The 25,939-nt window shown below is 48.8% G+C and carries 26 protein-coding genes; 6 read left to right on the top strand and 20 right to left on the bottom strand.

Annotation, left to right across the window (positions count from 1 at the left end):
- Positions 1-207: 207 nt before the first annotated feature.
- The 9 genes from ACFQ2I_RS01350 to ACFQ2I_RS01310 all read right to left on the bottom strand — a co-directional run bounded on the left by ACFQ2I_RS01350 (position 208) and on the right by ACFQ2I_RS01310 (position 9,945).
- Positions 208-1,671 (bottom strand): arylsulfatase, encoded by a 1,464-nt coding sequence (locus ACFQ2I_RS01350; protein ID WP_377561652.1) that lies wholly within the window; start codon positions 1,669-1,671, stop codon positions 208-210.
- A gap of 102 nt (positions 1,672-1,773) precedes the next feature.
- Complete coding sequence (locus ACFQ2I_RS01345; protein WP_377561941.1) at positions 1,774-2,805, bottom strand: response regulator transcription factor; 1,032 nt, start codon at positions 2,803-2,805, stop codon at positions 1,774-1,776.
- A gap of 36 nt (positions 2,806-2,841) precedes the next feature.
- On the bottom strand, positions 2,842-4,566 hold the full coding sequence (locus ACFQ2I_RS01340; RefSeq protein WP_377561651.1) for a sensor histidine kinase: 1,725 nt from the start codon (positions 4,564-4,566) through the stop codon (positions 2,842-2,844).
- Positions 4,567-4,636: 70 nt separating this feature from the next.
- Positions 4,637-5,533: a carbohydrate ABC transporter permease gene (locus tag ACFQ2I_RS01335; protein WP_377561650.1), complete on the bottom strand. Its 897-nt coding sequence runs from the start codon at positions 5,531-5,533 to the stop codon at positions 4,637-4,639.
- A gap of 13 nt (positions 5,534-5,546) precedes the next feature.
- Positions 5,547-6,455: a carbohydrate ABC transporter permease gene (locus ACFQ2I_RS01330; RefSeq protein ID WP_377561649.1), complete on the bottom strand. Its 909-nt coding sequence runs from the start codon at positions 6,453-6,455 to the stop codon at positions 5,547-5,549.
- Between the two features lie 295 nt (positions 6,456-6,750).
- Positions 6,751-6,879: a hypothetical protein gene (locus tag ACFQ2I_RS01325; RefSeq protein WP_377561648.1), complete on the bottom strand. Its 129-nt coding sequence runs from the start codon at positions 6,877-6,879 to the stop codon at positions 6,751-6,753.
- Positions 6,880-6,932: 53 nt separating this feature from the next.
- On the bottom strand, positions 6,933-7,886 hold the full coding sequence (locus ACFQ2I_RS01320) for a helix-turn-helix transcriptional regulator (RefSeq protein ID WP_377561647.1): 954 nt from the start codon (positions 7,884-7,886) through the stop codon (positions 6,933-6,935).
- A gap of 183 nt (positions 7,887-8,069) precedes the next feature.
- Positions 8,070-9,185: an SEC-C metal-binding domain-containing protein gene (locus tag ACFQ2I_RS01315; RefSeq protein ID WP_377561646.1), complete on the bottom strand. Its 1,116-nt coding sequence runs from the start codon at positions 9,183-9,185 to the stop codon at positions 8,070-8,072.
- A gap of 172 nt (positions 9,186-9,357) precedes the next feature.
- Positions 9,358-9,945 carry an ankyrin repeat domain-containing protein gene (locus ACFQ2I_RS01310; RefSeq protein ID WP_377561939.1) on the bottom strand — a complete coding sequence of 196 codons (588 nt, stop codon included), beginning with the start codon at positions 9,943-9,945 and terminating at the stop codon, positions 9,358-9,360.
- Between the two features lie 256 nt (positions 9,946-10,201).
- On the opposite strand from ACFQ2I_RS01310, the gene ACFQ2I_RS01305 reads away from it, so the two are divergent.
- Entirely contained in the window at positions 10,202-11,089 is an 888-nt protein-coding gene (locus tag ACFQ2I_RS01305; protein WP_377561645.1) for a LysR family transcriptional regulator, read from the top strand.
- On the opposite strand, the gene ACFQ2I_RS01300 is transcribed toward ACFQ2I_RS01305, so the two are convergent.
- Both ACFQ2I_RS01300 and ACFQ2I_RS01295 read right to left on the bottom strand, forming a co-directional pair.
- Complete coding sequence (locus ACFQ2I_RS01300; protein WP_377561644.1) at positions 11,075-12,301, bottom strand: amidohydrolase family protein; 1,227 nt, start codon at positions 12,299-12,301, stop codon at positions 11,075-11,077. The genes ACFQ2I_RS01305 and ACFQ2I_RS01300 overlap by 15 nt on opposite strands.
- Complete coding sequence (locus tag ACFQ2I_RS01295; RefSeq protein WP_377561643.1) at positions 12,298-13,563, bottom strand: amidohydrolase; 1,266 nt, start codon at positions 13,561-13,563, stop codon at positions 12,298-12,300. The genes ACFQ2I_RS01300 and ACFQ2I_RS01295 overlap by 4 nt, the downstream gene beginning before the upstream one ends.
- A gap of 512 nt (positions 13,564-14,075) precedes the next feature.
- On the opposite strand from ACFQ2I_RS01295, the gene ACFQ2I_RS01290 reads away from it, so the two are divergent.
- Entirely contained in the window at positions 14,076-14,705 is a 630-nt protein-coding gene (locus tag ACFQ2I_RS01290; RefSeq protein WP_377561642.1) for a YfbR-like 5'-deoxynucleotidase, read from the top strand.
- Positions 14,706-14,761: 56 nt separating this feature from the next.
- Here the strand turns inward: ACFQ2I_RS01290 and ACFQ2I_RS01285 are convergent, their stop codons facing one another.
- From ACFQ2I_RS01285 to ACFQ2I_RS01270, 4 genes are read right to left on the bottom strand one after another with little or no spacing between them, the layout of a single operon-like run.
- Positions 14,762-15,736, bottom strand: coding sequence for an SPFH domain-containing protein (locus ACFQ2I_RS01285; RefSeq protein ID WP_377561641.1), 975 nt, complete (start codon positions 15,734-15,736; stop codon positions 14,762-14,764).
- 20 nt (positions 15,737-15,756) lie between these two features.
- Complete coding sequence (locus ACFQ2I_RS01280; protein ID WP_377561937.1) at positions 15,757-16,545, bottom strand: TPM domain-containing protein; 789 nt, start codon at positions 16,543-16,545, stop codon at positions 15,757-15,759.
- A gap of 8 nt (positions 16,546-16,553) precedes the next feature.
- The gene (locus ACFQ2I_RS01275; RefSeq protein ID WP_377561935.1) at positions 16,554-17,585 is read right to left on the bottom strand and encodes a TFIIB-type zinc ribbon-containing protein; all 1,032 of its coding nucleotides are present in this window, start codon (positions 17,583-17,585) and stop codon (positions 16,554-16,556) included.
- A gap of 1 nt (position 17,586) precedes the next feature.
- Positions 17,587-18,294: a PspA/IM30 family protein gene (locus ACFQ2I_RS01270; RefSeq protein WP_377561640.1), complete on the bottom strand. Its 708-nt coding sequence runs from the start codon at positions 18,292-18,294 to the stop codon at positions 17,587-17,589.
- Positions 18,295-18,582: 288 nt separating this feature from the next.
- On the opposite strand from ACFQ2I_RS01270, the gene ACFQ2I_RS01265 reads away from it, so the two are divergent.
- The 4 genes from ACFQ2I_RS01265 to ACFQ2I_RS01250 are packed head-to-tail and all read left to right on the top strand — an operon-like array spanning position 18,583 to position 22,071.
- Positions 18,583-19,167, top strand: a complete 585-nt coding sequence (locus ACFQ2I_RS01265; RefSeq protein WP_377561639.1) for a hypothetical protein — start codon at positions 18,583-18,585, stop codon at positions 19,165-19,167.
- A gap of 15 nt (positions 19,168-19,182) precedes the next feature.
- Positions 19,183-20,262 carry a radical SAM protein gene (locus ACFQ2I_RS01260; RefSeq protein WP_377561638.1) on the top strand — a complete coding sequence of 360 codons (1,080 nt, stop codon included), beginning with the start codon at positions 19,183-19,185 and terminating at the stop codon, positions 20,260-20,262.
- Positions 20,259-21,128 carry a hypothetical protein gene (locus ACFQ2I_RS01255; RefSeq protein WP_377561637.1) on the top strand — a complete coding sequence of 290 codons (870 nt, stop codon included), beginning with the start codon at positions 20,259-20,261 and terminating at the stop codon, positions 21,126-21,128. Before ACFQ2I_RS01260 ends, ACFQ2I_RS01255 begins: the two co-directional genes overlap by 4 nt.
- A complete protein-coding gene (locus tag ACFQ2I_RS01250) occupies positions 21,121-22,071 on the top strand; it encodes a phosphotransferase enzyme family protein (protein WP_377561636.1) in 951 nt (316 codons plus the stop codon). The genes ACFQ2I_RS01255 and ACFQ2I_RS01250 overlap by 8 nt, the downstream gene beginning before the upstream one ends.
- A gap of 120 nt (positions 22,072-22,191) precedes the next feature.
- Here ACFQ2I_RS01250 and ACFQ2I_RS01245 read toward each other — a convergent pair whose 3' ends face one another.
- The 5 genes from ACFQ2I_RS01245 to ACFQ2I_RS01225 form a co-directional block, all read right to left on the bottom strand.
- The gene (locus ACFQ2I_RS01245) at positions 22,192-22,989 is read right to left on the bottom strand and encodes a mechanosensitive ion channel family protein (RefSeq protein WP_377561635.1); all 798 of its coding nucleotides are present in this window, start codon (positions 22,987-22,989) and stop codon (positions 22,192-22,194) included.
- A 207-nt stretch (positions 22,990-23,196) separates the two neighbouring features.
- Complete coding sequence (locus ACFQ2I_RS01240; protein WP_377561634.1) at positions 23,197-23,859, bottom strand: 2OG-Fe(II) oxygenase; 663 nt, start codon at positions 23,857-23,859, stop codon at positions 23,197-23,199.
- A 271-nt stretch (positions 23,860-24,130) separates the two neighbouring features.
- Positions 24,131-24,340, bottom strand: coding sequence for a cold-shock protein (locus tag ACFQ2I_RS01235; RefSeq protein WP_377561633.1), 210 nt, complete (start codon positions 24,338-24,340; stop codon positions 24,131-24,133).
- Between the two features lie 75 nt (positions 24,341-24,415).
- Positions 24,416-24,616 carry a cold-shock protein gene (locus ACFQ2I_RS01230; protein WP_262676398.1) on the bottom strand — a complete coding sequence of 67 codons (201 nt, stop codon included), beginning with the start codon at positions 24,614-24,616 and terminating at the stop codon, positions 24,416-24,418.
- Between the two features lie 246 nt (positions 24,617-24,862).
- A complete protein-coding gene (locus tag ACFQ2I_RS01225) occupies positions 24,863-25,897 on the bottom strand; it encodes an exodeoxyribonuclease VII large subunit (protein WP_377561632.1) in 1,035 nt (344 codons plus the stop codon).
- Between the last annotated feature and the right edge of the window lie 42 nt (positions 25,898-25,939).

Here is a 25,939-nt window from a genome sequence, read left to right as displayed (position 1 = left end):
GTATACCCCTCTCAATACGATCTGTTCTGTTATCACTACCTATTATAGAATCAGACATGACTTGCATCCATGTGAACATAGGATAGCTGTTGTCATTTGACGACTGCAATTATTTACATCGAGCCTTGTAAAAGAAGTGCATGCCAAATAACCTCCCTCCAAGAGGAAAGAGGTTATGGCGCGACGGATCGATGCAGCTTGATCTCCTTATAGAATGTGCCTCAGCACATTCTGCGGCGGCCGTCCCACGATGAGCTGTACTCCGTCGGTATATCCTTCCTCGCGGCCTATCAGTTCATTGACGACGCGACTACGCCATCCACTGATTTCATCTGCGCAGCTGGCGTCGTTAATCAAGTTCTGTAACTCTTGAGGATCCGCTTCTAGATTGAAGTATTGCTCCACACCCGTCTGCGAATACCAAATATACTTTCGCTTGCCGTCGGTCGCGTAATGATAAGACATTGGGCCGTGAGCATGCTCGCCATGAAGAAATTCCCGCCATTCCAGCTTTTCTCCGTTGTTTCGAATACTCAGAGGGAGCACGCTGCTGCCGTCGACGCTGTCTGGAATGGCGACATTCGCGACATCCAGCAGGGTTGGCATAATATCGCGCATTTCAACAACTTGATTCACAGTCTTGCCGCTTTCAAGTCCCAATTTGCCTGTCGGATCGCATAGTATAAACGGTACTTTCGCGCTGCCTTCGTAAGCAAGGCGCTTCTGGTACAAGTTGTGGTCACCCATCAAGTCTCCGTGATCGGACGTGAACATAATGACGGTATTGTCGCTTACGCCGAACTCGAATAGCGCATTCAGAAGCCTTCCTATTTGATTGTCGATGTGGGTGATTAGCGCGTAATAGGCGGCTAACGCATCCTTCCTCATCCGGTCATGGACGATGCCTCTTCCAGTCGTCGGATTGAAGCCGGCTCTGTCTGCATCTTCCGTATCCGCCCAATCACCGATTGGAGGTTCCGGCAGTTCAATGTTCCTGTACAGATCGAGGTAAGCCTGCGGCGGATCGAGCGGCGAATGCGGCCGAACGAAGGAGGTCCACAGGAAAAACGGCTTTCCAGGGTCTCTTCTGCGAAGGAAATCAATCGATCTGGTCACGGCCCAGTTGGTTGGATGATATTTCTCTTCGAGATGCCAAGGCTTCGAGACGACAGAGGCATTACAGTCGAGCCCGTGGTCCATAATATCCTGGTCATAGCCGGCTCGCTCGCGAAGCCACGGCAAATAATCGTCGGTGTAGTCCCACCATTCCAATGCGGAGGAACGGGCGCGGTTGCGGTTATAGTGCATATAACCGTCATGAAGCTCGATGTTATGGAACCCACACAGATTGCGAGTAGGGTAGACGTGCATTTTACCGATGCACTGCGTATGATATCCGGCATCCGCAAGCTCGCCTGGCAACGTATGCTCATACGTCCAAGGCACATGATCCTGATAGCCTACTCGTCCATGACTTCGCTGGCTCATGCCGGTAATGATGGAAGCCCTTGCAGGAACACATGAAGGCGTAGCCGAGTAAGCGCTTGTAAACGTGACGCCTCTACTGGCCAAATGATCCAGATTCGGAGTTTGAATAACAGGATGATTCAGATAATGGAGGCAATCAAATCTCATTTGATCGACGGTGATCAGCAATATATTCGGTTTCATGATGCACCCTCTTCTTTTGTAATGGTTGTAGAGCCGAATTTACGGCGTATATGTTCATTATAAATGGAATCCAGATATATTTGTTGTAGAATTTTCTAAAGCTCAAACCTGCTTGTCCCGATATTCTTGAGGGGAAACGCCAAAGTGACGTTTGAACATTTTAGAAAAGTGCGGGTAATCATTAAAACCACATTGCTCCGCTATGTCGCTAAGCAAGGTGGTTTTGTTCTGTTCCAACAGCTTTCGAGCCATTTCCAGCCGATATTTCCCAATATACAGCGAGATGGGGTAATGCATAATTTCACGAAACATTTTGCTCAAATGCGTAGCAGTAACACCAAACTTCTCAGCCAATACAGGCAAGCTCAGGTCCGCTTCATGATACCGCAGATGAATGTCTTGCACGACTCCCTCGACCAATCGTTTGTTCCTAGGCATACGTTTACTTGAAATCCAGCGTACTTGAGCCTCTGCGTGCAGAAGCCAATCTCTAAACCATTCCTCTTTGGTCAACCCGTTCAGATTAAGCATTTCTTTAATATCAGGCAAATCGTTCCTATGAACAAGCATTTCAACGAAATAGGTAAGCCTTAAATAACCCAGCAGTTGCTTTATCGCCAATAGGGATAGCTGCCTGTCATCACAAATTTTTTTAGTATATAAAATAATTCTTTCTACTTCTTGCAGATTCTCCGAAAGAACGGCTTTGACCAAATCGGTAACCAGCTCTTTCACTTCTTTGAGCAGATGCGAATCGAGCTCTCCAACCCAACGAACTGGATCCTTCGACAATATGGTCCATACAGCTTCATTAATGCTTTCCTGCGTTACTGGCTTTAAGAGATACTGTGTCACTCCATATTGCAAAGCGCTGCGGGCATAATCAAAATCTGCATAGCCTGTCAAGATAATAACCGGCATATCCGGGAAACGATGTCTAATATGCTTAATAAGTTCCAAGCCGTCCATCTCGGGCATGCGAATATCTGTAATGACCAGATCCGGGGTCTCGTTCTCCATAATCGAAAGCGCCTCAGCGCCATGCCTCGCCTCGCCTACAATTGTAATCCCTTCATGGCATTGCTGTAGCAAAACTCGAACACCGGAACGTACGATGGCCTCATCATCAACGATAATAATATTTATAGTCCAGCGCCTCCTCTACTTCCATTATTGCTGGAATGGAATCCGCACTTCTACTCGAATTCCTCCATGTACAGAGGAACTTACATGAAGTCCATAAGCTTCTCCAAATTGCAGACGAAGGCGGTGATTCACATTCCACAAGCCTATTCCGCCTCCCCCCTGATGCCCGGAGCCATCCGATTGTTTAAGCAGACGGTTGAAGCGTACAATTTCGGATTCCTCCATCCCTTCGCCATTATCTTCAATCACAATGAGGCAGTCGCCGTCTTCCTGTTTAGCCCCGATGTAGATCCAATAAGGCCTGGCCTTTTTAAATCCATGGATAAAACAATTTTCAACGATCGGTTGGAGTGTAAGCTTAACGATCGGGCATGGATAGAGTTCCTCCGGGATATCCACCTCTATTTCAATCTCCGGATAGCGTTCCCCTTGGATAAGAATGTAGGTATCAAGATGATGCGACTCTTTAAACAAGGGCACCACGATTTCTTGCTTCTCAATGGCGTATCGAAAGAAATCAGCCAGTGATTTACTCATCTTACTGATACTGGGCACATTTCGCACGATAGCATGGCAATTGATCGCCTCTAACGTATTATAAAGAAAGTGCGGATTAATTTGACTTTGAAGCGCTTTCAGCGTCGCTTCTTTTTGAACGAGCTCCATTTCCATTTTTTCCATGCGAATGACATATACCTGCTGGATCAAATCGGATACGCGATGCACCATCTGGTTAAAGCCAACGGCCAATAATCCAATTTCATCTGTAAACCTAATAGGAAATCGGACAGTGAAATCGCCTCGTTCTACATGCTTCATCAGACGAAGCAGTTTCCGCACCGGCTTCACCAGGGTTAAGGAGAGAATCAAAGATATAAGAAGGGAAGCCAGCAATACCGCACCAATGATCGGCAGATTGACCTGTTGTACCGCATCCACCCTGCGGATAATATAATCCTTCCTTACTTCAGCTTCTATTCGGAATCCGCTTTGCTCAAGCTCCGCATGTATGAATACAGACTCCCCGAATGGTTGCAATCCTTGATCCGATTGATATAGAGATTCCCCTAACGGAGTCATCAGCCTAATTCGCAGATCATCATTCTCCAACCGTGAAAACATGTTGCGGAACAAGTTAGGATTTAGACGCGAAACAAGAATGCCATCCTGGGATTCCACGTCATACATGCCCATAGAGAGCCATAGCGACTCCCCTTCTGCATCCTGATTAAACATTCGACTGGAACTGGGGTAGGACCATATCTCTCTGGAGTGTTCAACGAATTTCGAGTACCATTCCATATTCATGAAATTGGTCTGCTTATCGAGAGAAAGGCCGTAATCGTAAAATATTCTGCCATCTTCTCTATAGAAGAAGACGGAATCAACATCACCTGGATAACGGTAACGAAATGCACCTAACATGTCCGCAGCCCGCCTCATATCTTCCGTTGATTCCACATCGGATACCTGAGCCCTAAGCAGCTCCGTTCCGTTCTTTGAATAGGAGATAAAGTGAAACATATCTTTTACAATTTGATCCAATTTACTATCTAATGCCACACTCGTTTGATCGATAGATCGCTGAATGCTCGAAGTTTCCACCTCTATTAGCATTTTTTCGAAAAAATGCTGATAAGTAGCCACTACTGCGAATATGCCAAGCGAAGAAACAACTGCCATACTGAAGAAGTACTTCACAAAAATAGACCGATTCATTAACAATGACAGCAAATTCAGCTTCTTCACATAGGTCCCCCTCGCAAGTACCATTCGCAGTGACTACCATTATATCAAAACAAGGGAACGTTGATAATCATCAACCTTTAACCGCCCCGTCGGACATCCCTTGCATAAAATACTTCTGCAGGAATAGAAACAGCAGCGTGATGGGGATTAGGGAAAGCATGGTGCCTGCCATCATTAAATGCCACGAGGTAGCGCCTTCCCCTGAGCTCTTCAAGGCATAAACACCGACTACAAGTGTCCTGAGATCCGGGTTGTTCATTGTGAATACATAAGGAACCTGGAAATTATTCCAAGCCGCTTGAAAAGCTAAGATCGCTGTGGTTGAAAGAATAGGACGCATCATCGGGAAAGCTATTTTGGCATATGTGCCGAAGAAACTGCAGCCATCAATAGACGACGCTTCATATACTTCATGGGACAGACTTTGGCAAAACGCCTTCGTCAGGAAGAAATGAATAACCATAATGCCCGCTAGCTCCACAAGAATAATGCCCCAAATATTGAGCAAATTCAACTGTAAGGCAATCATAAATTTAGGATATAGCGTGATTGTGCCTACACCCAAGAAAATGGTAGCTCCAAAGACAGTCTCCATCGCCTTCAGCCCCCGAAGCCGCTTGCGTGCAAGCACATACCCAACCATGGAAGAACATATGATGTCGAACATGACGACCACTGTGGCAATTATGACTGTATTCATAAAGTATCGAGAGAAATTGCCCAGCTCCCATACTTCTGAATAATTCGAGAGCTGCCATGTGCTAGGCAGCAGCCGAGCTCCATCGCTCATCAGCTGATCCAGCGGCTTAAACGAAGCGAAGAGCGCATACACGGTAGGGATTAATGTTACTGCGGACAGAATGATCAAAAATAGGTACATGCCAAACCTTCCCGCAGAGCGAGACAATCTGCTCCGCCGATAGGACATGGAATGACGCAAGGCCTGTTGAGTCGTATTGGTACTCATCGTATTCTCCTCTCTAATGAGCCTTCAGGTTTCTTGTGAACCGAAGGTATATGACAGAAACCGCTGCTATCAATAAGGTAGCCAGCACCCCTAAGGCAGACCCATAGCCGTACTGTCCGCTTGACGAATCGGAAGCGCTGAAGAAATAATCGAAAATATAGGTAAACATAACGTTCGTCGTTCCGAATGGCCCGCCGTCCGTTAGCACCTTAATCAAATCAAATGATTTCAGCGTAGAAACAATCGCCAATAAGATTACGATCTTCAATACCGGCCCTAACATCGGAACGGTTATGAACCACAGCTGTTGAGCGGGGGTTGCGCCATCAAGGGAAGCACTCTCATACATATCCTTCGATATGGTTTGCAGCCCTGCGAGAAACAGGACCATATTCATCCCGAAACCATGCCATACGGCAACTACAATAATGCTGATCATGGCACTGGCAGGCTCGCCCAAATAGTCTATAGGCTCTTTGATCAAGTGCAGAGACTGCAGAATACCATTCAGAATGCCATCTATAGGACGGAATATAAAGAAGAAGATCAGACCCATCACGGCCATACTGGTAATATGGGGCATGAAAAATATAGCCCGAATCCAGTTGCGCGCAAAAATTTTCTCATTCAAAATAACGGCCACCACTAAGGACAGGGGAAGCTCAATCGCAAGCTTGCCAAATGCAAAAAGAGAGGTGTTCCATACCGATTTCCACCATTCCGTGTCCTTTATGGCCGCTATGTAATTATCAATCCCTGCCCACGTCGGTGAAGAATAGCCGTCATAATGGGTAAAGCTAATCGAGACCGCCCATAGGATGGGCAGCAGGTTAAAAAGAATGTACGGGATGACCGCCGGCAACATCATCCAGTAAGCAATTCTGTTTTCTTTCCGCAATAGTCGGTTTGAAGTTTGTTTCATTTATTTCCCCTCCATCTTTACTACCAATCATTATATATTCCCTTTTTGCCGGGGACGATGGTAGGAAGGGTAGACGTTTGTGTTTTAAAGACTATTTTATTGGCTGTATATATGGATCCGTATCGTGTCAACAGCGCTGATTAACAACAGCCCAAAACAAACCCAACCTCAAATGCAAGGTTGGGTTTGTTTTAATTTTAATTTTCGCTATTCAGCTATGCATAAGATATTGACTGACGCCAAGAGCCATGGGGCCTTCTCCATGCACTCCAAATAAAGCGAGACTGTCATCTGCTCAGTTATACGGGATGCGACAGACACTTAGCGCCTGAACGCCAAGCAAATGTTCTTCTACCGTCTGAATGATACCATCGCTGCCCCGAATATGCGCAATATAGCTCAATTCCTCACCCCTCAGCATCAATCTAACTCCATCCTACCACTCTGGAGTGACAACAGGCTGTCACGAACATCTGTTCATGACGAATACATCTCCATCCACTGACGCATTTGCGCCTGCAGTTGCTCTCTGACCGACTGTGGCTCTATGATCTCGGCATCCGGTCCGTATTGCAAGATCCAGCGGACAAATTCCTGCTCGTTGTTCACTGTCACCTCGAATAGCATACCTCCATCCTTCAAATCCTTCATTCGAGGCCTGACAAACAACTCTTCTTCCCTGATGTAGCGAGCAACCTTGGAACTGAAGCGCACTTTAAATGTTGTGTTTCGCTCGCCTTGTATGATCGACCAGGTATTTTTGAGATGCTGTTTGACGTTGAATGAACCTTTGTCGAATGCCTCGGAGGTTATGTTGACCTGGAGAAAGCGGCTAATTCGAAAAGTCTTCATTTTATTGTCGCGTCGGCAATTGCCGATCAAATAGAACCGTTGGTCCCGCGGAACAAGGTAATAAGGATCGATACTGCGTTCGGTCGTTTCATTCCGATATTGCGTATGGTAGACGGTAGCAATCGTTTTTTGCTCCAGTATCGCTTTCAGAATCGTCTGCAGATGATTAGGGCTCTCCTTCCGATAAGCCGGCGTCCCCATCTGGATAATGCCCGCTATATCTTCAATCATATTGTGCTGCTGCGACTTCTCGTTGCGATGGGCAGCCATTACTTTATTGTAGGCCGTCTCAAATCCCGGAGGCAGCTTCTCGATGTCCAGCACAGAAGGCAGCAGAGAGACGACCAGCGCCTCTTGCTCCGTAAAGTTGAGCGGCTGCATGGTGAATCTGCCCAGAAACCGATAGCCCGTTCCTCTTCCCTCGTTCGTAATGGGCGCCACCAAGCTCAACGTATCTAAATCTCGGTAGATGGTTCGGATATTGACATCGCACTTTAGTGCAAGATCTGCAGCGGTAATGCCGGGCGATGCTTGAATGGCATTCAAGATATTCAACAGGCGGATCAACTTGTCGATCAATTCTACTCACCTCGTAATATGAATTTAGCAATATCACCCACTTCCCACTAACATTTCGACAGCATCCAGCATTTTCCTCTCAAAACAAAGAAAACTGCACCCTGACGAGTACAGTTCATTCTAACCTTCAGTATAGTATCGTTCCCTACTTCATCATTCTCTGTGTCTGCCCGTCAGGCGCACTTACCCACCGCAGCACTTCTTGTATTTCTTCCCGCTGCCGCATGGACAAGGATCGTTGCGCCCTATCTTTTGCTTCGTCTGCATGCTGTATACATTGTTGACCTTATTCTGTGCTTGCATCGGAGAAGGCTGCTGCGCTTTCCTTATGTTCGCCAGTTGGCTGGGCGAGTGTCCCTTCAACGCCCATTGCGGAGTCGCATGGTATAGCGTAAAGAACAGATCCGCCAATTGATTCACCATATCCATAGATGGCGTGTCGAATTGTCCCAACAGATCGGCCAACACTTCGTTCGGTGAATGGCCCATTAAGATGGCCAGCATACTTTCTTCTACGCTGAGATCTGCCAATTCCCGCTGGATATCATAGTGACTCGTCAGGAACGACACTAACTTCAAGTAGCTTTCATTCCGATCGACATACTCATCGTCTTCTTCTGCTGCTTGCAGCACTTTCTTCTTGGGAAGATGGGCATATTCCAGCTCCGGACGAGCTGCATGCTCCATGAATACCTCCTCCTGATCTGCCATATAGTAAGCGAATCCTCCGGCAAATGAAATAATGCCTTCATCAAAATAGGAATAGTCCAGCAAAATATCCATTAACGATATAAATGAAATATCCTGTCTGGTGTAATTCTCAATCTTTTGTTTCAACACGTCGTACTTGGCATATCCATAATAGTAGAGCAGACCTTTGGCGAGCTTGGTCCATTGCGTATTTCGCCGAATAACATCGCTGTACTCGCTCAGATGCTTGTCCGTCAGCTCCTGTCGAACCTCCCAAGGAACGCACAACCAGCCCGTTGCTGGATCTGGCAGCATGAGACCGTAATCCAAGAAATAATCGAGGTTCATGTCATCGAATACCGCGAGCTCCTCGACCGATACTCCTTCGGGGCTTTCTAGAACTTTTTTCAGCACCTCTAATCGGCGCTCGTCAAAGCGATGCATCGCCACATGCACAAAATAAGGGATATCTCGAGCAAGGCGTTCTACCAAATCACTTTTATTCAGTTGACTAGCTCTCTGTATGTTCAAGTTTTTCCGAATTTGGTGAAGCGTATCTTTCGTTAGCGGCGTTAATAATCGTGTTAATGTCTGTTCTTGAATGGTCATGATTCATCTATCGCTCCTTGTTCGCGAACGGAAATAACCGCCCTCTTTTCTGTAAGTAAATATACTATAACCCCGCTATAAAATAAAAACACAAAGAAACATCGATACCTTGCGGCATCCATGTCTCCTTCTTTCTCTCTTGGGCTTTGATTCAATCTCCCGCCCCCGGCAATTACCCCGCTTCGCGCAGCAAGCTCTCGATCTCTTCGAACCCGAGCTTCTGCGCATGCTGGAGCGGCGTGATCCCCTGCGAGTCGCCGATATGAACATCCGCCCCGTGATCAAGCAGCAGCTTCACAATCGTCTGATACCTCTCTCCGCCATCTCCCAGAATGACCGCTTCCATTAACGCCGTCCAGTGCAGATTGTTAATATGGTTCACATCCGTATCAGAATGCTCAAGCAGCTCCTTCACGACTTCCACATGACCTCGATCGGATGCGGGAATCAGTGCCGTACCCCCGAACCGATTCGTCAATGTCGTATCGGCTCCTGCCGCCAGCGAATGCTTGACGATATCGAGATAACCCGAGGCGCCTGCATACAGCAGGACATTGTTGAGATTGTTATCACGGATATTGATATCCGCCCCTTGCTCGATGAGCGCCTTTACTGTATCCGTCTTATTCGCATAGGTGGCCGCCACGACGGCCGTTCTTCCCCGATCATCGACTGCGTTCACGTCCGCTCCCTCCTTCAGAAGGTTAAGTACTCGCTCTGTATCGCCATTTTCCGCTGCCAGTATCAGTTGATTGTTCACTTGTTTCGCCGCCTTTTCAATAGAATGTGTCTCTTCCGGCACGATATGAGAGGAATCTATATTGCTTTGACATGCTGTCATGAACAATACGCCTGCCAGGACGATTGACATTGTCATTTGACGAAGCATCGGTTATTCTCCTTTTCAGCTTTATCCTGTTATACACATATGCTAACATGGAATAGTACTATATGAAAAATATTAATAAATTCATGATTGCTTAGACTTTTCATATACAACAAGGACGTGATTGCCTATGGATATGAGACAGCTGCGCTACTTCATCGCCATCGTGGAAGAGAGGAAAATATCCGCAGCAGCCGAAAAGCTTCACATCTCCCAGCCTCCATTAAGCCAGCATCTGAAAGCGATGGAAGAGGAGCTTGGCTCGAAGCTCGTAGAGAGAAGTGGAAAATACTTCGAGGTAACTGAAGCGGGAGAAGTCCTGTATAGATACGCCTTGCAAATGACACAATTGCTGGAGGAAGCCAAGCTGGAAGTGAAGGAGGTGGGGAACGGCGTTAACGGGAGATTGAAATTAGGCCTTAACACGTTATCGGTTGCCGGATTATCGCATATTCTCCATCACTTCCGGGAGCAATACCCCAAGGTGACCTATAAAATCCAGCAAAATGAGTCGGCTCAGCTGTGCCAGCTCGTAAGAGACAGAGCCATCGAGCTCGCATTCGTCCGATTGCCACTGGAGTTGTCCCACTTCACGGTGCTTCATCTTCATGCTGAGCCGTTCTACTTCGTGACCTCCGCCCGCAGCAAGGAACAGATGAAGGGGGAGGTGTCGCTGGCCGACATCCTCCACTACCCACTTATGCTTCCCAGCACAGAGGGGCTAGGGGTGCACTATCTGGTGATGGAAGCCTTCTCCCGCCTCCGCCTGCACCCCAACATCCTGGGCGAATGCTCCGACATTACGTTATTAATGGAGCTGATCTGTTCCGACTTCTGCGCAGCGATCGTTCCGGAGACCGTGCTTACGCAGCAGCAAGGCTACGATATTCGCGCTACTCGCCTATCCCCCTCAGACGAGCTCTCTTCGCCTGTCGGATTAATATGGTTGAAGAACCATACATTGTCCAAAGCCGCTCAGAACTTCGTCGCATTGCTCCAACAATCACTCGGCGTCTAACGACCCGGACACCAGCTCTCCGCCGAACAACACCGCCGACCGTCGAGCTCTCCGCGCTACCGCCTCTGCCGAGCAGCTGGCTTGCACGAACACGGCGTCCGCGGCATTGCCGACCGCCGGCCATACGCGCTTGCCTTCGTCGCTGAGCGGCAATACGCCGCCGGTAATGAAGCCGAGCGATGCTGCAAGCGAACGCTCGTCGAGGAACCGGTACAGCTCGGCAAGCCTTGTCGCCTTCTCCAAGCAGTCCCCCGTACCGAACGGCGACCAATGATCCGTGATGCTGTCGTTGCCGAGCCCTACCCGGACCCCCTTCTCACGCAGCATTGGAAGCGGCATAATCAAGCCGCCGAACGGAACCGTCGACGTAACGGATATGCCCAGGCTTGCGAATCGCTCCGCCAGCTCCGCCGCCGCCGAATGCTCGCCCGCGAAGCCGAAGGCATGGCTGGCCGTTACCCTTCCCTGCCAGCCGGCCTGCTCCGTCAGGTCGGCAAGCCTGTGCATCGTCGCTATTCCTGTCTCGCCACGATCGTGAATATGTACGTCCACACCCGCATTCGCCTCCACAGCAATGTCCATAATCGTCTGCAGCGATTTCTCCATGTCGCCGTCCACGGTGACCGGGTCGACACCACCGACATGAGTGGCGCCGTTGCGCATCGCCTGCCGTACCAGCTTCACTGCATCAGATCGAAGCAGCCCGTGCTGAGGGAAGGCGACGACTTCGGAGGACAACTTACCGGAGAATGTCTGAAGCGCCCCCATCGTCGCCTCCAGATTGCCAAGTCCAATGACCGGATCGATATTACAGTGCGTCCGGACATGGGTGGAGCCGAAGCCAAGCAGCAAGCCCAGCATATTCTCCGCCCGCTCCTGTGCGGTCGGCAGCAGCTTCGGCAGCAGCTCCCGCTCCTCCTCTATTCTTCCGAATATATCCTTGACCGGCTTGACCGCCTTCCACGGCCCGCTATAATACGTTTTGTCGATATGAATGTGCATCTCTTGGAATGCGGGCAGCATAAGCAGCCCCTTCGCATCCTGCTGCGGCAGACCGTCATCAGGTCGTTCACCTGCGGTAATGGCGGATATGCACCCATTCTCCACGCGAATATGGCTTAATTCTGTCTCGGTTCCGGCAATGACGCCGTCTTCATAGCTATAACCGCTCTCCAATCTTACATTCACCAGCCAATAAGCCGATTGCTTCATCTCGATCCCCTCTCTAATGATCCCGCTACGATCATCCCTTTATTCATGACGGCAGGCCGCCTCGCTCTTCTAGCTACAGCCTCAGCCGAGCAGCTCGCTTCTGCGAATACCATATCCGCCTCGTCGCCCGGCTGCGGCCATACCTGCCGCCCCTGCTCGTCCAGCGGCTTCCGTCCGCCCGTAATCAACCCGATCGTCTCCGCTAATGCCGACTCCGTGCTTCTGCCGAACCGCTCCGCCAGGCGTGCTGCCCGCTCCAGAATGTCCCCATTGCCGAACGGCGACCAGGAGTCGAATATGTTGTCGCAACCGATGGCGACGGGAACACGATTCGCCTGAAGGAACGGCACTGGCGGGATCACTCGGCCTATCGGCACGCTCGTAATGACCGTTATTCCGTTCTCCGCCAGCAGCTCCGCTATCTCGTCGGCTTCACTACCCTCCATGTCGCCCAGAGCGAACGCGTGGCTGACAGCAACACGGCCTTGCCAGCCGGCTTCCTCGGTCAGCGCGGCCAGCCGCTTGATCGTATCCAGCCCGATTCGGCCGCCGTCATGCAAGTGCAGATCGACGTCCGCATTCGCTTCTACCGCCAGCTCCATCATCCCCTGCAGCGACCGCTCCATGTCTCCGTCTACCGTATGGGGATCGACACCGCCGACGAGTCCGCAGCCTTGCCGGAGCGCCTCGCGCACCAGCTCGACGCTATGCGAGCGCAGCAGTCCGTGCTGTGGAAAGGCCACGATCTCATAAGATAGTTTCCCTTCGAATGAAGAGAGCGCTTCCTTCACGGCCTCCAGATGGCGAAGTCCGACGTCCGGATAGATGTCGACATGAGTGCGAATATGCGTCGATCCCGCCTGCAGGAGCGAGCCGAGCAGCACTTCTGCACGTTCCTTCATCGTTGTTCCCAGCTTCGGCAGCGTATCCTTCTCGATATCGAAGCGTTCGAATATTGTGTGCGCCGGCCGAACCGGCCGCCAACGGTCTCCAAGCCATGTCTTGTCCAGATGACAGTGCTTCTCCACGAACGACGGCAGCGCCAGCAGGCCATGCGCATCCACAACCGGAAGTCCGTTATCCGCCTCGTTCCTCTCCGTCGCCGATTTCTCAGAGAATCCGCTTGCAGGAATGATTTGCGCAATTTTGCCGTTCGCGATTTTCAAGCTATACAGCCCAGTCATCGTACCTGCGACAGCGCCGTTCTCCCTAACAAGCCCATTCTCCAGGCGTACATTTGTCAGCCAATAGCTGCTATACAAGCTTCCCGCCTCCTCTGCGCAATTGTCACTTCCTACAAACCATGCTAACACAGATGGACAGCTATAAATAAATACAGAATTCATTGCGTTTGCTTAGGTTTTTCATATAGTCCCTTTCTATCCCTTGGATAAGTAGCCTATAGACTTATTGAGGGTGAAGGGACTTGGCTTATGCATTTCCTCTTACACGATCAATCTAACTGGATTTTTTGCTACTAATATTGTCAGAATGCTCCTTCTTGTCATAAGGAACTGGATTTCATGCTATTATTTCGATCAGTAGGAGAATTGTTGTGGATTTGGGCTGAATTTTAATGTATTTATTCCATTTGTAGCGTGTGACAGTGATGATCTCAGCTTCAATAATGACATGAAATCCAGTTATCGGTCCTCTTGCAGCATGAGCACACTAATCATCCACTTCATCATCATTAATACTCCACTAACAATTCACCTCTATAATGGTCGTACGGACCGCTACACAACAAACTCAAAAGAAAGGAAGGACATATATGGGAATTCACACGTACTTTCAGTCACTTAACGATCTGGAGCGTATCATTCGCTGCCCAGGCAAGTTCAAGTTCGAGGAACACAGCGTTGCCGCCCACTCCTGGAAGGTTGTCCAATACGCCAAGACATTGGCCGACATTGAAGAAAAGAATGGCGTCTCTATCGATTGGAAGAAGCTCTATGAGATTACAAGCAGCCATGACTACGGCGAAATATTCATCGGAGATATCAAGACACCTGTGAAGCATTACTCACTGGAGCTACGCGGCATGCTGCAGCAGGTAGAGGAAGGCATGATCGCCTTGTTCATCGAGGAGAATATACCGGAGGAGCTTAAAGCCATCTTCCGCCGGCAATTAAGAGAAGGCAAGGACGGATCCGTCGAAGGCCTCATTCTGGAAGTGGCGGACAAGCTGGATCAAGTGTACGAAGCCATTACCGAATTGCAGAGAGGCAATACCGAGAAGGAATTCGTCGTCATGTACCGCGATGCGCTTATCAAGATCAAAAACATCAAGCTTCATTGCGTCGGTTACTTCCTCCAGCACATCTTGCCCGACATCGTCAAGCAAAGCACGAACTGCCCTGTAGACATTAGCCAAATTACCAGAGAAGCTCTGGAAGTATAAAAAACTCAAGCATTAGCAGGAAAAAGAAATCCCTGCCATGACTTGAGTTTTTTGATTTACGCCAGCTTGTTCCCGCAATTGGGACAGAAATTGGCGCCTTCGTTTTTCGTGCCGCAGTTCGGGCAGAAGTTGGGTCTCTGGCCGCTGCTTGGAGCCGCAGGATTGGACGGCTGATTGCGGTTCGCATCCGGATTCATATTCTGCATCATGTCCTTGGCGATGTTCATGCCCATCATCATACCGGTCATATCCGCCGCGACGCCGCCGCTCTTCACCTTCCCGGATGCGATGCCATCCGTCATCGACGCTTGCTGATAACGCTGCATATCGCCGATCATGCTGTGCGAAGCTGTCTTCGTAATCATCTCCTGTATTTCCGCCGGATAATTGAAGCTCATGACGCGGAAGTCCGCAATGGATATGCCGTCATCCAGCAGCTCCATATCCAGATCCTCCTGGATGCCGCGGGCAATGTCGAAGGCATTGGCCTGCAGATTGAACATATCCTTGCCTTCCCGGCTAATCCACTTCATTAGCAGCTGATCCAGCACGGCCGTAATCCGAAGCTTCACATCCTCGACGAGATAACTGTCCCTCACACCTGCAATCTTATCGATGAATGTCACGTAATCCTTCACCTTGAAGACGAACGTTCCGTTCGCCCGAATCGGCATGCCGCCCGGAAGCTGTGGGGTCGGAATGAGGATCGGATTTTGCGTTCCCCACCGGACCGTGAACTCCTTCGTATTGACGAATACGACTTCCACCCTCATGCCGCTGTTGAAGCCGAATTTGAATCCCTTAAGCGTCGAGAGGAACGGTACAATATCGGAGTCGATGCTGTATTCCCCTTCATCCTGGAATATCCCTTCGATCCCCCCGTTATTCACGAAGATGGCGTCTTGTCCGGGGCGAATGATTAGCTTGCTCCCTTTCTTAATCTCCCGATTGGACCATTTCCAGAATATCATATCATCGCGAAACTCTTCCCACTCTACTACGTTTGCGAATTGATTTTTGAAGAACACCATGCCGTCTCAACCCTTTCCATTCAAAATGATCCTCTGCTGCCGCTGTGCGAATGACCTCCCGATGTCGTTCCGCCGCCTCCACCGCCATGATTGTTGTTGGTTGGCTTAGGAATAGGCCGCTTCGTCACCGTTGTCCGGATGTATTGATCCCGATGTCTGATGACGCCAGATTTATCCGTACTCTCGTAAGTACGGCTATGCACCGTCACCCGCCCACCCGAATTCGCCGCCATCCGCCAGATGATGAACAGAGCGAGAAGCGCAGCGACGCCGTATTGAAACCATCCTTTGAAAAAAATATTGTCCGGATTCACTCCCGGCTCGTAGCCCATATAGCGATGCGTCGTCTGGATATATTCTGAGAATGCGCTGTAGTAGAGGCCTTCTGACAAGTCCGGCGTTATCTGATCCCGTATGCGATCCAGCCTGGAGTCGTCCAGATACTCCTCTCCTTTGTAGAACCCTGCGAGGTACACTTCCCTGTTGTTCATATCCAGCGTCAGAATAACTGCATTGCCATAGGGTTTATCGTAGCCGAACCCATGCTTGTCGTAGAAATCCTGCGTCACCTTCTTCACATCTACGCCGCTCGTATTGCTGGTTGTATAGATAATGATATCCGCTTCCCTCTCCGCCCCGTACTGCCTGGCCATTCCATCCAATAACGTCAGCTCATTCCGATCCAGCAGGCCCGCTTCATCAAAGATAAGCTGCTTCGTCTCCTCCGACGCATGCACAGTCGCATTCGGCATCGGCGCGGCAACAACAACGAAAGCCGCAAGCAACAGCATGGCTAACGCGCAGCGCATTCTTCTTCTCACCAGAATCCCCCTCCCATCAGCCATGACAGAGTCTTCAAGGCGAACAGGGAGGAGAGGAAAATACCCGCAAACCACCATGTTATCTTCGCCTTGCTGAGGGGAGGCTGGCCGACCACCTTGCCCGTCTGTCCGTTCATGGCGAATGTATACTTCTCCCCTTTATAATCGTATTGGACCATCCATATCGGAAGAAGGACATAATCCGCTCTTCTGGCTGCAGTGCGGACGTCTTTGCTGCGATAGGTGACTGCATGATAGCCCGTCATCGTCGATTGGATATAGGAATCGATATACGAGCTGATTCTTTCTTTCGCTCGGGGAAGCAGCTGCTCGTTGTCATAACTGTATTTTTCCGCGATGTAGCCGGCCAGATAAGGCGCCTTGAAGCTCTTGAGTTGATCGTAAGGGAACGGCTCAAGCAGATCCATCAGCTTGTCATTCATTTTCTCCGAGGCATCTACGGGAATTTTCTCATAGTCCACCAAGATATGGCGGTAAACGTCGTAATGCTGTGTCTCGGTATAGACATAATCTCCGCTCGTATACGTCCTGACCCTGGTGCCGTTCGCCTGGACTTGAATATTATTGTGCAGATCGTACAGCCAGAACGGCACATATAAGCCGGTTATGCTCTTGATCCGATTCGCCGTCATGAATCCGGCCGGCGTCAGACGTCCGTTCTTGCACCACTTCTTGAATGCCTGCTGCGCTTCGGCCTTGCTGATCGAGAACGGAATGACCATTGCCGGGGCAAGCTCTCCCGCAAGCCGGTCACCCAGCACGATGCTTGAGCCGCAAAAGCCGCAAGACATCGCTGTCGTCTCCGCTTCGGTCATAATGACCGCCCCGCAGCTGTTGCAATGATATTCCTTCGCCTCGTCTCCGGCGAAGACGGAATGCTCCAGCGGATTGGGCAGCTGTTCGATATCGTCCTTTCTTCCGCAGCTCCGGCAAGACAGCATTCCGGATTCGCTGTCGTACGTCATTTCGCCGCCGCAACTGGGACATTTATAATCCACAACCGACATTTCACTCACCTGCCTGACCTCGTCCATGTGATTCCTTCTTATACAGCTTCGCCTTGAGAGCGGCAAGCTCGTCTTCGGGTTCTGCAGCTCTGACCCTGTCATACTGCTTGAACTGTTCATCCAGATCGCTATTGCCCTTGGTCTCCCTTCGCAGCTCTGCCAAGGCCATCGCTTCGTCATAAGCGCGATCCGCCTTCTCCTCCATCGCTTCGAGCGAAGACCCGCCAAGACTGCTGGCGGAGTCCAATTCATTGATTTTCCGCTGCGCTTCGGCAGCTGCAAGCTTCCCTTTCAATCGGGATCTGCGCGCTTCCACCTCGCCAATATCCGCCGTCAATTTGTCCTGCAGCTGCTTCATGCGTTCGGCATTGGCCGAAGCCTCGTCATAAGCATTTTGCAGCGCTGCTTCCCGTTGCACTTCCGCCGCCTTTCTCTCCAGGAACTTCAGCGCTTCCTCTTCCTTCCCGTCCTGTACCGATCTCTCCGCATAACGCTGAAGCTTCCTGATCTCGGCTTTGCAGTCGTCCAGCGCTCTCTTTGTCCTGCTCTCAGCCGCCAGCGTCGACGCCGTCTCCGCCTTTACCGCGCCAAGGTCACTTTTCAGACTACGCATGCACGCATCCAGCGTCTCCTTCGGATCGGCCGTTCGTTCCAGAATGGCCTGAATATTACTCGACATCAACTCCTTGAATCTGGACAAGATTCCCATGAAGCGACCTCCTTCTACAGTATGCTTATTGTCTTAATAGTACCTTATTTCAGTGAGAAAGGATTCATTGATATTTATAATTTAGGTCGGTTGGTTGGATTCCGAAGATCGATTCCGACTTTTTTCGCCATTAACTGTAAAGGAGTAGTTCCTCAGGTTTATTTTTACATATCTATATTTATTTCCGAAAAGGGATGCCCTATAATGTTCATCATGATAGGACGCGATGGGATGTGATCGTATCCTTCATGAATGAATTCAATTCAGACGCTTAAGGAGGTTTTTTCAATGTCTGATTCAACAAAAAATGAAAGCGGTGTCATGAAAAGGCTGGTTGCTCATGATGCGGAAGTTATTCAACCGCTACGCAAAGAGAAGCTTGACCGCCTTGATCGCGTGAAAGCTTCTTCAGTTGAAGCGCAATTAGCTTTTATTAAAGAACTAGTCAAAAATCAGGAATCCACCAAGGCATTTCTCAAAGATCCGAAGAAATATGCGGTTGACCACGGTATTCTGCTGTCTCCAGAAGTTGTGAAAGCCATCTCGAACGCTGTCATCTTTGATGTTGCCTTGGACGAGGAAGTGGCTAATACGCTCGGTTCGCACGGTCTGCAGGATTTGATCGATATGCGCGAGGGCAAGCCGACCGGCGTTCATGCCAACGCTGCCGCAGTTGCCGCCGGCGCGGCTGTCGTCGCTGCTGCCGCTGCCGTTGTGACGATGGTGGTTACTTTGGTGAGAGCAAGTCAACCAGCCGATCTTGTGTCTCTGCAAGGACTTGGGAAACAAGGGATCAAATTGCCGGGCGGCAAAAATTTCATCCCCCGGGACAATATGAAAACCAACTTTAACTTAAGAGGCAGAGGCTTTTAGGATGGTGCAATCAAAATGGTAGATGGACATAAAAGTTTCGACCAATCGGCGGAAATTGCCCTATTACTGCACATGCCTATTTACTACAGTGGACTCGTTGTTGAGACGACAAACCGATGTAATGCCAAGTGCGCCATGTGTTACCAATCCGCAAGTCCGAAAGGCTCTGAGACGCTAGGTCTTTCAAGCTTGGATACAGATGTGATCCGGAGATGTATCCGAGAAGCCGCTGATATTGAAACCATTGGTTCGCGGTTTCACTTAGCAGGCGGCGAAGCGTTCATGTACTTGGATGATGTGTATGCACTCTTTGCCGAGGCGCGTGATGCCGGATATGAACAAATTACCGGAACGACCAACGGCTTTTGGGGGCGCACTCTTCCAAAAGCAAGAGAGGTGTGCGCTCGCTTGCGACAATCTGGTGTAACCTCACTAGAGCTTTCCTGGGATTATTGGCACCAGCCTTTTGTTTCGGGAGATGCTGTCAGCAATTGCCTGATTGCTTGTCAAGAGGTTGAAATTGAAACCAATCTTCGCTTGTTGACGACTAAGCAGCACAGCATGGAAGAAGCCCTGGCCGCTTTGCGCCCAGAGGCTATTGATGCCGCGTCACGCATGACAAGCGGGCCCGTATTCGCAACCGGACGCGCAGCGAAGGAGCTTGACGCGGAGGAATTTTATCATTCCCGTTCTTCGCTTGATGATAACTGCCACCGGGTACTGAATCTTACGATCAATGCTTTCGGACATGTTTTCCCCTGCTGTGCCGGCTTTGATCAGACTCGAAACTATATCATGGGAGATGTGAAAGAGGAACGTTTGGATACGATTGTCGAACGTATGAACAACGATCCGTTAGTTCGAAAAATTGTTTTTTCAGGCATACGTTCATTAGTGCCTATCCTGCAGGAGAGCGGGCACGACATTGACGATCAGTACTTCAATATTTGCCACCTGTGCTACACGATATTCTCCACTCCTGAGTATGTTGCAAGCCTGCAGGCGTACATGGACAACCGCAAGCAGGAGTCGCTCACCCGGATTGTAGCTCAGCTCGAGCAAGCAGCTGGCAGTCAGGGAGGACAGCGAATATGATGGAACGCAATCAACTCAATTTGTATCAGCACTTGAAATCGGTGGCGATTATGCTTCAGCCCGATGAGAAGGGAGAAGACTTTCTCCCGGGGAGCCAGCAGTTGATAGACTGGCTTGCCCGTTACGACAACTGGTTCAAAGAATCAGTGGGCATCAACGATGGCGAACGTCCATACACACTGTACAATCGTGAAGTTTCACTGTTCGGGGTAGACCTTCTTTCTGTACCTGATAAGCTGAAGGGCTTGGCAGCTGCATCGATCGAGAAGGGCTATGCGATCTCCTTCACCGTAGATATCGTTGATTTATATCGTCAATTCGACGTTGTTCAGTCTTTATGCGGAGCTTCCTTGTTAAGCTCACTGGGCATCATCATAGACAACATCGACCTATTGGCGGAGCACACCGCTGTAGCCGATTTCATGGAAAAGATCGTGCATTTACGATTGCCGGTAGGACTCATCGGGCCGGTCTCGTTGCTCAGAAAGCATCACATTCTAAGTCTGGATGCGATGAATGCGACAGACATCACGATATATCCATCAATGAGCGCAACCAGCCCGGAAACATCTTCGATGCCAAACCATCCCGTTAACAAGTGTGCCAATCGCATCCAGCTTTATATTGACAACGACGGGCATATGTACCCTTGTCTGGGGATGCTTGGCCTGAAGGATTACGCAATGGGCCACATTGATCAGGAGATCAGTGAAACGGCCTTGTCAGGCGGCCATTATAAGTTGAACTTGCCCCAGTTGATGAACAAGGGGCCGGATTTGACCACAGCAACAAAACCACGTCAACGAATGACCACTTTGCCATGGATATGTGAGCAGCACAGAGCGGAATTGCTGGAACATGTTTGATACATTGGATGATCGGCACGCTCTAATCACACAGCTAAACAAAGTGATTCCCGGTGTGAACTTCAAGGATGTGAAGCAGCTTTCTTCCAATCGGAATGTCGTTTATTTGACGGAAACAGATCAGGGGCATCTTGTTTTCAAGTTCGCTCCTGCTGACCGTTGCGCTTCCCTTCATCACGAGTACCAGGCTGTAAGTGAATTGTATATGCAGGGTGCTAACGTACCTCGTCCTGTTCAACTTGATGGAGATTTAGATTTGAAAGTACGTTTGCACGGCAGCATACATAGTGGCAGAGGGTATGCGTTTGTGGCAGGCACAACACTCCTGCCATCTGAAGCGACTTTTTATGAACTGGGCCGCTCCATCGGACAGCTTCACAATGCTTGGAAAACAGAAGAGAAGCCAGCATGGATGCCGGAAGCAACGGTTGCAGCATTCATTCATCAACCTCTGGAAGCCATCTCCGAAGTATTCAATGACCGCGATCAATTACGGCTTGCGGAGTCACTTGCAAGCTCCGTCGCGTCTGTTCTTGAAGCCTATCAAGACAGAGCGCTTGTAGGCTTTACACACGGAGACGCCCATCACTTCAATGTCATTCAGACAGACGACGGCAAGATGATATGGATGGATATGGAGGATTCCAGCTGGCAATGGCGGGTCTATGATCTGGCTACTGCCATATGGGGGACGTTTGGCAGGGGAGGAACTGCTCCTGTCTGGGATAGACTGATCGCCGGCTATACATCTGTCCGACTCCTCAGCGATGAAGAAGCCACACTTATTCGCTTTCTGATTTTTGCGCGTCATCTGTGGTGGCTCGGTCTGCATGCCGCCAATTGGAATCGCTGGCCTCAGCGCTACACAAGCGAACAATTTTTCGAATCCGGAATCGGGTTGTTGAAGGCCATTGGCAAGGACGTCTGCGGGCTGAACAATTGAAGAGGAGTTAGACCATGGTGAACCGCGGTCTAACTCCCTTTTTATCGAATGAAGAATTGAATTAACCAATTTAAAGGTGTGTGCAATTGCTCACTTTCTAATTCAGATAGATTGTTGCCCTTAACTTTGCCCCTGGTGCACATGAACATCCATCTGCGGGAACGGAATCGAGATACTCTCCTCGTCGAAGCGCGCCTTGACTGACTCTATAATGTCGAAGTGAACGTCCCAATAGTCTTCTGCTTTCGTCCATGCCCGGACGGTGAACACGACGGCGCTGTCCGCATGCTCTGACATGCGCACGAACGGCTCGGGGTCCTTCAGCACTTTATCATGCTGCTGAACGATCTCATTCAGCACGCGAATGACTTTTCTGAAGTCTTGTTCGTATCCGACTCCGAATTTGAAGTCAACACGCCGCGTGTCCATGACCGAGTAGTTGGTAATTCCCGCATTGGACAAGCTTCCGTTAGGAATATAAATGATTTTGTTGTCCGGTGTGTTCAGTTCGGTATACAGAATCTGGATCGCCCTGACGGTGCCGCTGTACCCCGCCGCCTCGATATAATCGCCTATTTTGAACGGACGCAGCGTCAGCAGAAGCACCCCGCCGGCGAAGTTAGACAGCGAACCTTGGAACGCAAGTCCAATTGCGAAGCCTGCAGCTGCGATGACCGCGACGAATGAAGTCGTATCGATGCCAACAATCCGGATAACTGATAACACTAACAGAACCTTCAGTATAGCTCCAAGCATCGTAACGAGAAACGGCTTAATGTTGGCGTCCATTTTAGAGTTCTCAATTTTGACTCCGGCCCATTTCGTTACCCATTTGATTACAACCCAACCGACTGCCAATACCACAATCGCCAGCGCAATTTTCTGCACATAAGGAAGTACAATGTCCATCCAATTCATGTCTCATCACCCTATTCGTATTACTATTTATGAATCTTGATTGGAAGTTTCCGGAACGGAGCTCCAATGTTAAAGCACATTATATCATATACTTTGTCAATTTTTGCAGGTTTGAGGCCATTATTCCCGAACATAGGCGCTATGTCCCCCTGATAATACACTTCTCACACCCAACCATGCACCCGCCGCACCATATTCACCATTTTATTACCAACTTGGCGTCTCGTCCAGCCGATAAGCTTGTCTCCTCATCCACATCGTAGCAACCCACTTCTCGCCTTGAATAACGGGGGTGCCTGCATGCAGCGTAAGCTCGTTCAGATGATCGGCATTATAAAAATATTCGAAGTAGACCGCTGTCCCTCTGTTCGGATAGATAGACAGCTTAAGCATAGGAAACGACGTCTCCCCGCCATTCTCCACATCATTCAAGTACATTATTAACGTGCTAATGCGATTGTTGGCGCTTGCCCGGCTTGTCGCGGCGAAGTAGTCATAGTGCGGCTTGTACTCCTGGCCCGGGGTATAGCGCAGAACCTGCAATCCGTCGCCATGCACAATAGGAATGTTCATAATCGCGGATATGCGTCTCTCGATGACAGCAACCGTCGCATTCTGCTCGCAAAACACGCCACTGCTCGTTCGCAGCTCGTTCATCTCGCGATTCCCTACGATCTTGGAGCGCTGCAGCGAATCCTTCGAATGGGCTATCAACACATCGCATTCTTCCTCGCTGAGCACATTCCCCAATAAGACAACTAAAGGCTCTTCATACTTGGCGAGAATTCGAATTTCACGATCCGCTGTCCGAATGATATTGCCAGCGTGATGAAATAACGTTGTTTCTTTCTCCATCGTATTCTCTATCATTGTTATGCCGCTCCCATTGTATATGAAATCCACCATAACAATAATATACCATGTAATTGTTTACATTGACTTCACATTAAATGCCGATTTTTCATGTAATTTATTCTATAAATCTTGGCAGTCTTAATTCGCTTACCATTGCTCCGTCTCGCATAAACATAATTCGCTCCGTACGATGTATAATGGATATCTCTAACATTCACATGGTGAAGCGCATGCAAAGAAACCATCCTTTAGCGGGATGGTTTCTTTGTTTTAATTTCATTGGTTATTACTTTGACTGTTTATGATTGGCATTTTCCAATACAGGAAGCAATTTTTCGCCTTTCTCCATAAAAGAATTACACTGGACACAGGTCGGGCGGGCGGATAAAACAAAGTTATCCCGCATCCATCCGTTGCACTTTTCATTGGTGCATGACCAAATAGCTGTTACTTCCTCTGGGAGATCATCCATTAGCCTTTTCCTAGAATAATACAAGCCGTATCCCTCTTTCCTTCTGGATTAATTAGCAAAAAAAGCCCCAACATGACGTCAGGGCATTTTAGAACAATCTTACAGTTTTACAACGTTCTCAGCTTGTGGTCCGCGATTGCCTTGTACTACGTTAAATTCAACGCGTTGACCTTCGTCCAACGATTTGAAACCTTCGCTAACAATTGCACTGAAATGTACAAATACGTCATTGCCACCTTCAACCTCGATGAAACCAAATCCTTTTTCTGCATTAAACCATTTAACTGTACCTGTTTGCATAATTCATTACCTCACTTTTCATTTAAGATGCTCAAAATTTCTAAAAAAAATCACACATCGTACAAGGTTACAGAATTAAAATCATAACCCTCTACTATGTGTGTTCTCAGGTCGAAATTCCAATTAACTAATGATAACATGACTACAACTTGTTTGCAACCCTCTACCCTCAATTATGTGAAATTTAATTAACTTCTTGGATTAATTAGGCTTTGTGCGACGACACTTCGGGAAGTTTGAGCATCCCTAAATACTCTTAAGAATCGAGTCAAATAATTTCGGTACGAATGTAAAAAAGAACACTCCCGCTAAAATAATCAACGCAACAATGAGAGTTGCGTAGATAACCGCGGAACCCGCTTGAGATCGGCGGAAAGTCTGAGAATAATTTTGAGCATTGCCATACGTTTGTGCTGTATATTTTCTTCTTTGATTAGATGTCTTGGAATAGTTATGTATTGGCTTGTCCAGAACATCCACAAGAAACCTCGCTGCTTTGGAAGGCGTTGTCTCCGAACGGTCAGCGGCTTTATCTGCAAACGTATTATTATCCGTATGCCCGATGCCAACAATAATCGGAGTGGTTGAATCATGAATCGCTTTAACGACTCGGGGATCATCGAACACTGCAAAATCAATTTCCTTCCCCCCACCTCGAACAATCATGATGACGTCGTAATGACGATCAGCAGCAGAAGTAATCCCTTCTGCTATTACACTGGCGTTGTTCAACTTAACTGGGACGAGTTCATACTGAATTCCTCGATGTTGTCTGAACACTTCGTGCACATCTCTAACCACTTGAGAGTGCTTTGAAGTGACTAAAGCTACACGGCAACTACTTTTACCGCGTAATCTGCTAAAATCATCTTTATACTTATCAAGATAGCCTTTCTCAATAATCTCTTGCGCCGCTTGTTTCTTGGCTTCAACTTTCATGCTCGCGCCAATGAAATTAGCATCTATCACTCTAAGTTGAAAAAAACCAAAGGTTGGAGAAGCTGACACTTCAAACGTCCCTCTGAATGCATAGCAATGATCCACTCGCAATGTCGATGCTATCTCTTCCGGCACAACCAATTGCAGCTCGCTTTCATTATCTGCGCTAGACTGAATATATACATACCCACCATATACTTTATCCTGAATCTTGTTTACTTCAGCGAGGATTACAAACTCCTTCGTTCTAATTTCCGAAGCTGCCGTTTTTTTTATAATTTGCATAATATCCTTGTAGGCATCATGCAATAGCGTTGTTTTGTTATGGATAGATTGCACCATTTCTTCAGACCCCCTGCGTGACTTTTGAATCAGTCTTATACA

Origin of the sequence: Paenibacillus chungangensis, assembly GCF_042675905.1 — a bacterium.
In the GTDB taxonomy this organism is placed as follows: domain Bacteria; phylum Bacillota; class Bacilli; order Paenibacillales; family Paenibacillaceae; genus Pristimantibacillus; species Pristimantibacillus chungangensis.
Note: the sequence above shows the minus strand (reverse complement) of the source record. Positions and strands in the feature narration are given on the sequence as shown.

Excerpts from the sequence above, each read along its gene's own strand:
- ACFQ2I_RS01330 (WP_377561649.1), bottom strand. The coding sequence starts at position 6,455 with ATGAAACAAACTTCAAACCGACTATTGCGGAAAGAAAACAGAATTGCT.
- ACFQ2I_RS01300 (WP_377561644.1), bottom strand. The coding sequence starts at position 12,301 with ATGAAGCAATCGGCTTATTGGCTGGTGAATGTAAGATTGGAGAGCGGT.
- ACFQ2I_RS01230 (WP_262676398.1), bottom strand. The coding sequence starts at position 24,616 with ATGCAAACAGGTACAGTTAAATGGTTTAATGCAGAAAAAGGATTTGGT.
- ACFQ2I_RS01250 (WP_377561636.1), top strand. The coding sequence starts at position 21,121 with ATGTTTGATACATTGGATGATCGGCACGCTCTAATCACACAGCTAAAC.
- ACFQ2I_RS01265 (WP_377561639.1), top strand. The coding sequence starts at position 18,583 with ATGTCTGATTCAACAAAAAATGAAAGCGGTGTCATGAAAAGGCTGGTT.
- ACFQ2I_RS01275 (WP_377561935.1), bottom strand. The coding sequence starts at position 17,585 with ATGTCGGTTGTGGATTATAAATGTCCCAGTTGCGGCGGCGAAATGACG.
- ACFQ2I_RS01305 (WP_377561645.1), top strand. The coding sequence starts at position 10,202 with ATGGATATGAGACAGCTGCGCTACTTCATCGCCATCGTGGAAGAGAGG.
- ACFQ2I_RS01270 (WP_377561640.1), bottom strand. The coding sequence starts at position 18,294 with ATGGGAATCTTGTCCAGATTCAAGGAGTTGATGTCGAGTAATATTCAG.
- ACFQ2I_RS01335 (WP_377561650.1), bottom strand. The coding sequence starts at position 5,533 with ATGAGTACCAATACGACTCAACAGGCCTTGCGTCATTCCATGTCCTAT.
- ACFQ2I_RS01280 (WP_377561937.1), bottom strand. The coding sequence starts at position 16,545 with ATGCGCTGCGCGTTAGCCATGCTGTTGCTTGCGGCTTTCGTTGTTGTT.
- ACFQ2I_RS01260 (WP_377561638.1), top strand. The coding sequence starts at position 19,183 with ATGGTAGATGGACATAAAAGTTTCGACCAATCGGCGGAAATTGCCCTA.
- ACFQ2I_RS01245 (WP_377561635.1), bottom strand. The coding sequence starts at position 22,989 with ATGAATTGGATGGACATTGTACTTCCTTATGTGCAGAAAATTGCGCTG.
- ACFQ2I_RS01290 (WP_377561642.1), top strand. The coding sequence starts at position 14,076 with ATGGGAATTCACACGTACTTTCAGTCACTTAACGATCTGGAGCGTATC.
- ACFQ2I_RS01315 (WP_377561646.1), bottom strand. The coding sequence starts at position 9,185 with ATGACCATTCAAGAACAGACATTAACACGATTATTAACGCCGCTAACG.
- ACFQ2I_RS01240 (WP_377561634.1), bottom strand. The coding sequence starts at position 23,859 with ATGATAGAGAATACGATGGAGAAAGAAACAACGTTATTTCATCACGCT.
- ACFQ2I_RS01255 (WP_377561637.1), top strand. The coding sequence starts at position 20,259 with ATGATGGAACGCAATCAACTCAATTTGTATCAGCACTTGAAATCGGTG.
- ACFQ2I_RS01350 (WP_377561652.1), bottom strand. The coding sequence starts at position 1,671 with ATGAAACCGAATATATTGCTGATCACCGTCGATCAAATGAGATTTGAT.
- ACFQ2I_RS01285 (WP_377561641.1), bottom strand. The coding sequence starts at position 15,736 with ATGGTGTTCTTCAAAAATCAATTCGCAAACGTAGTAGAGTGGGAAGAG.
- ACFQ2I_RS01225 (WP_377561632.1), bottom strand. The coding sequence starts at position 25,897 with ATGGTGCAATCTATCCATAACAAAACAACGCTATTGCATGATGCCTAC.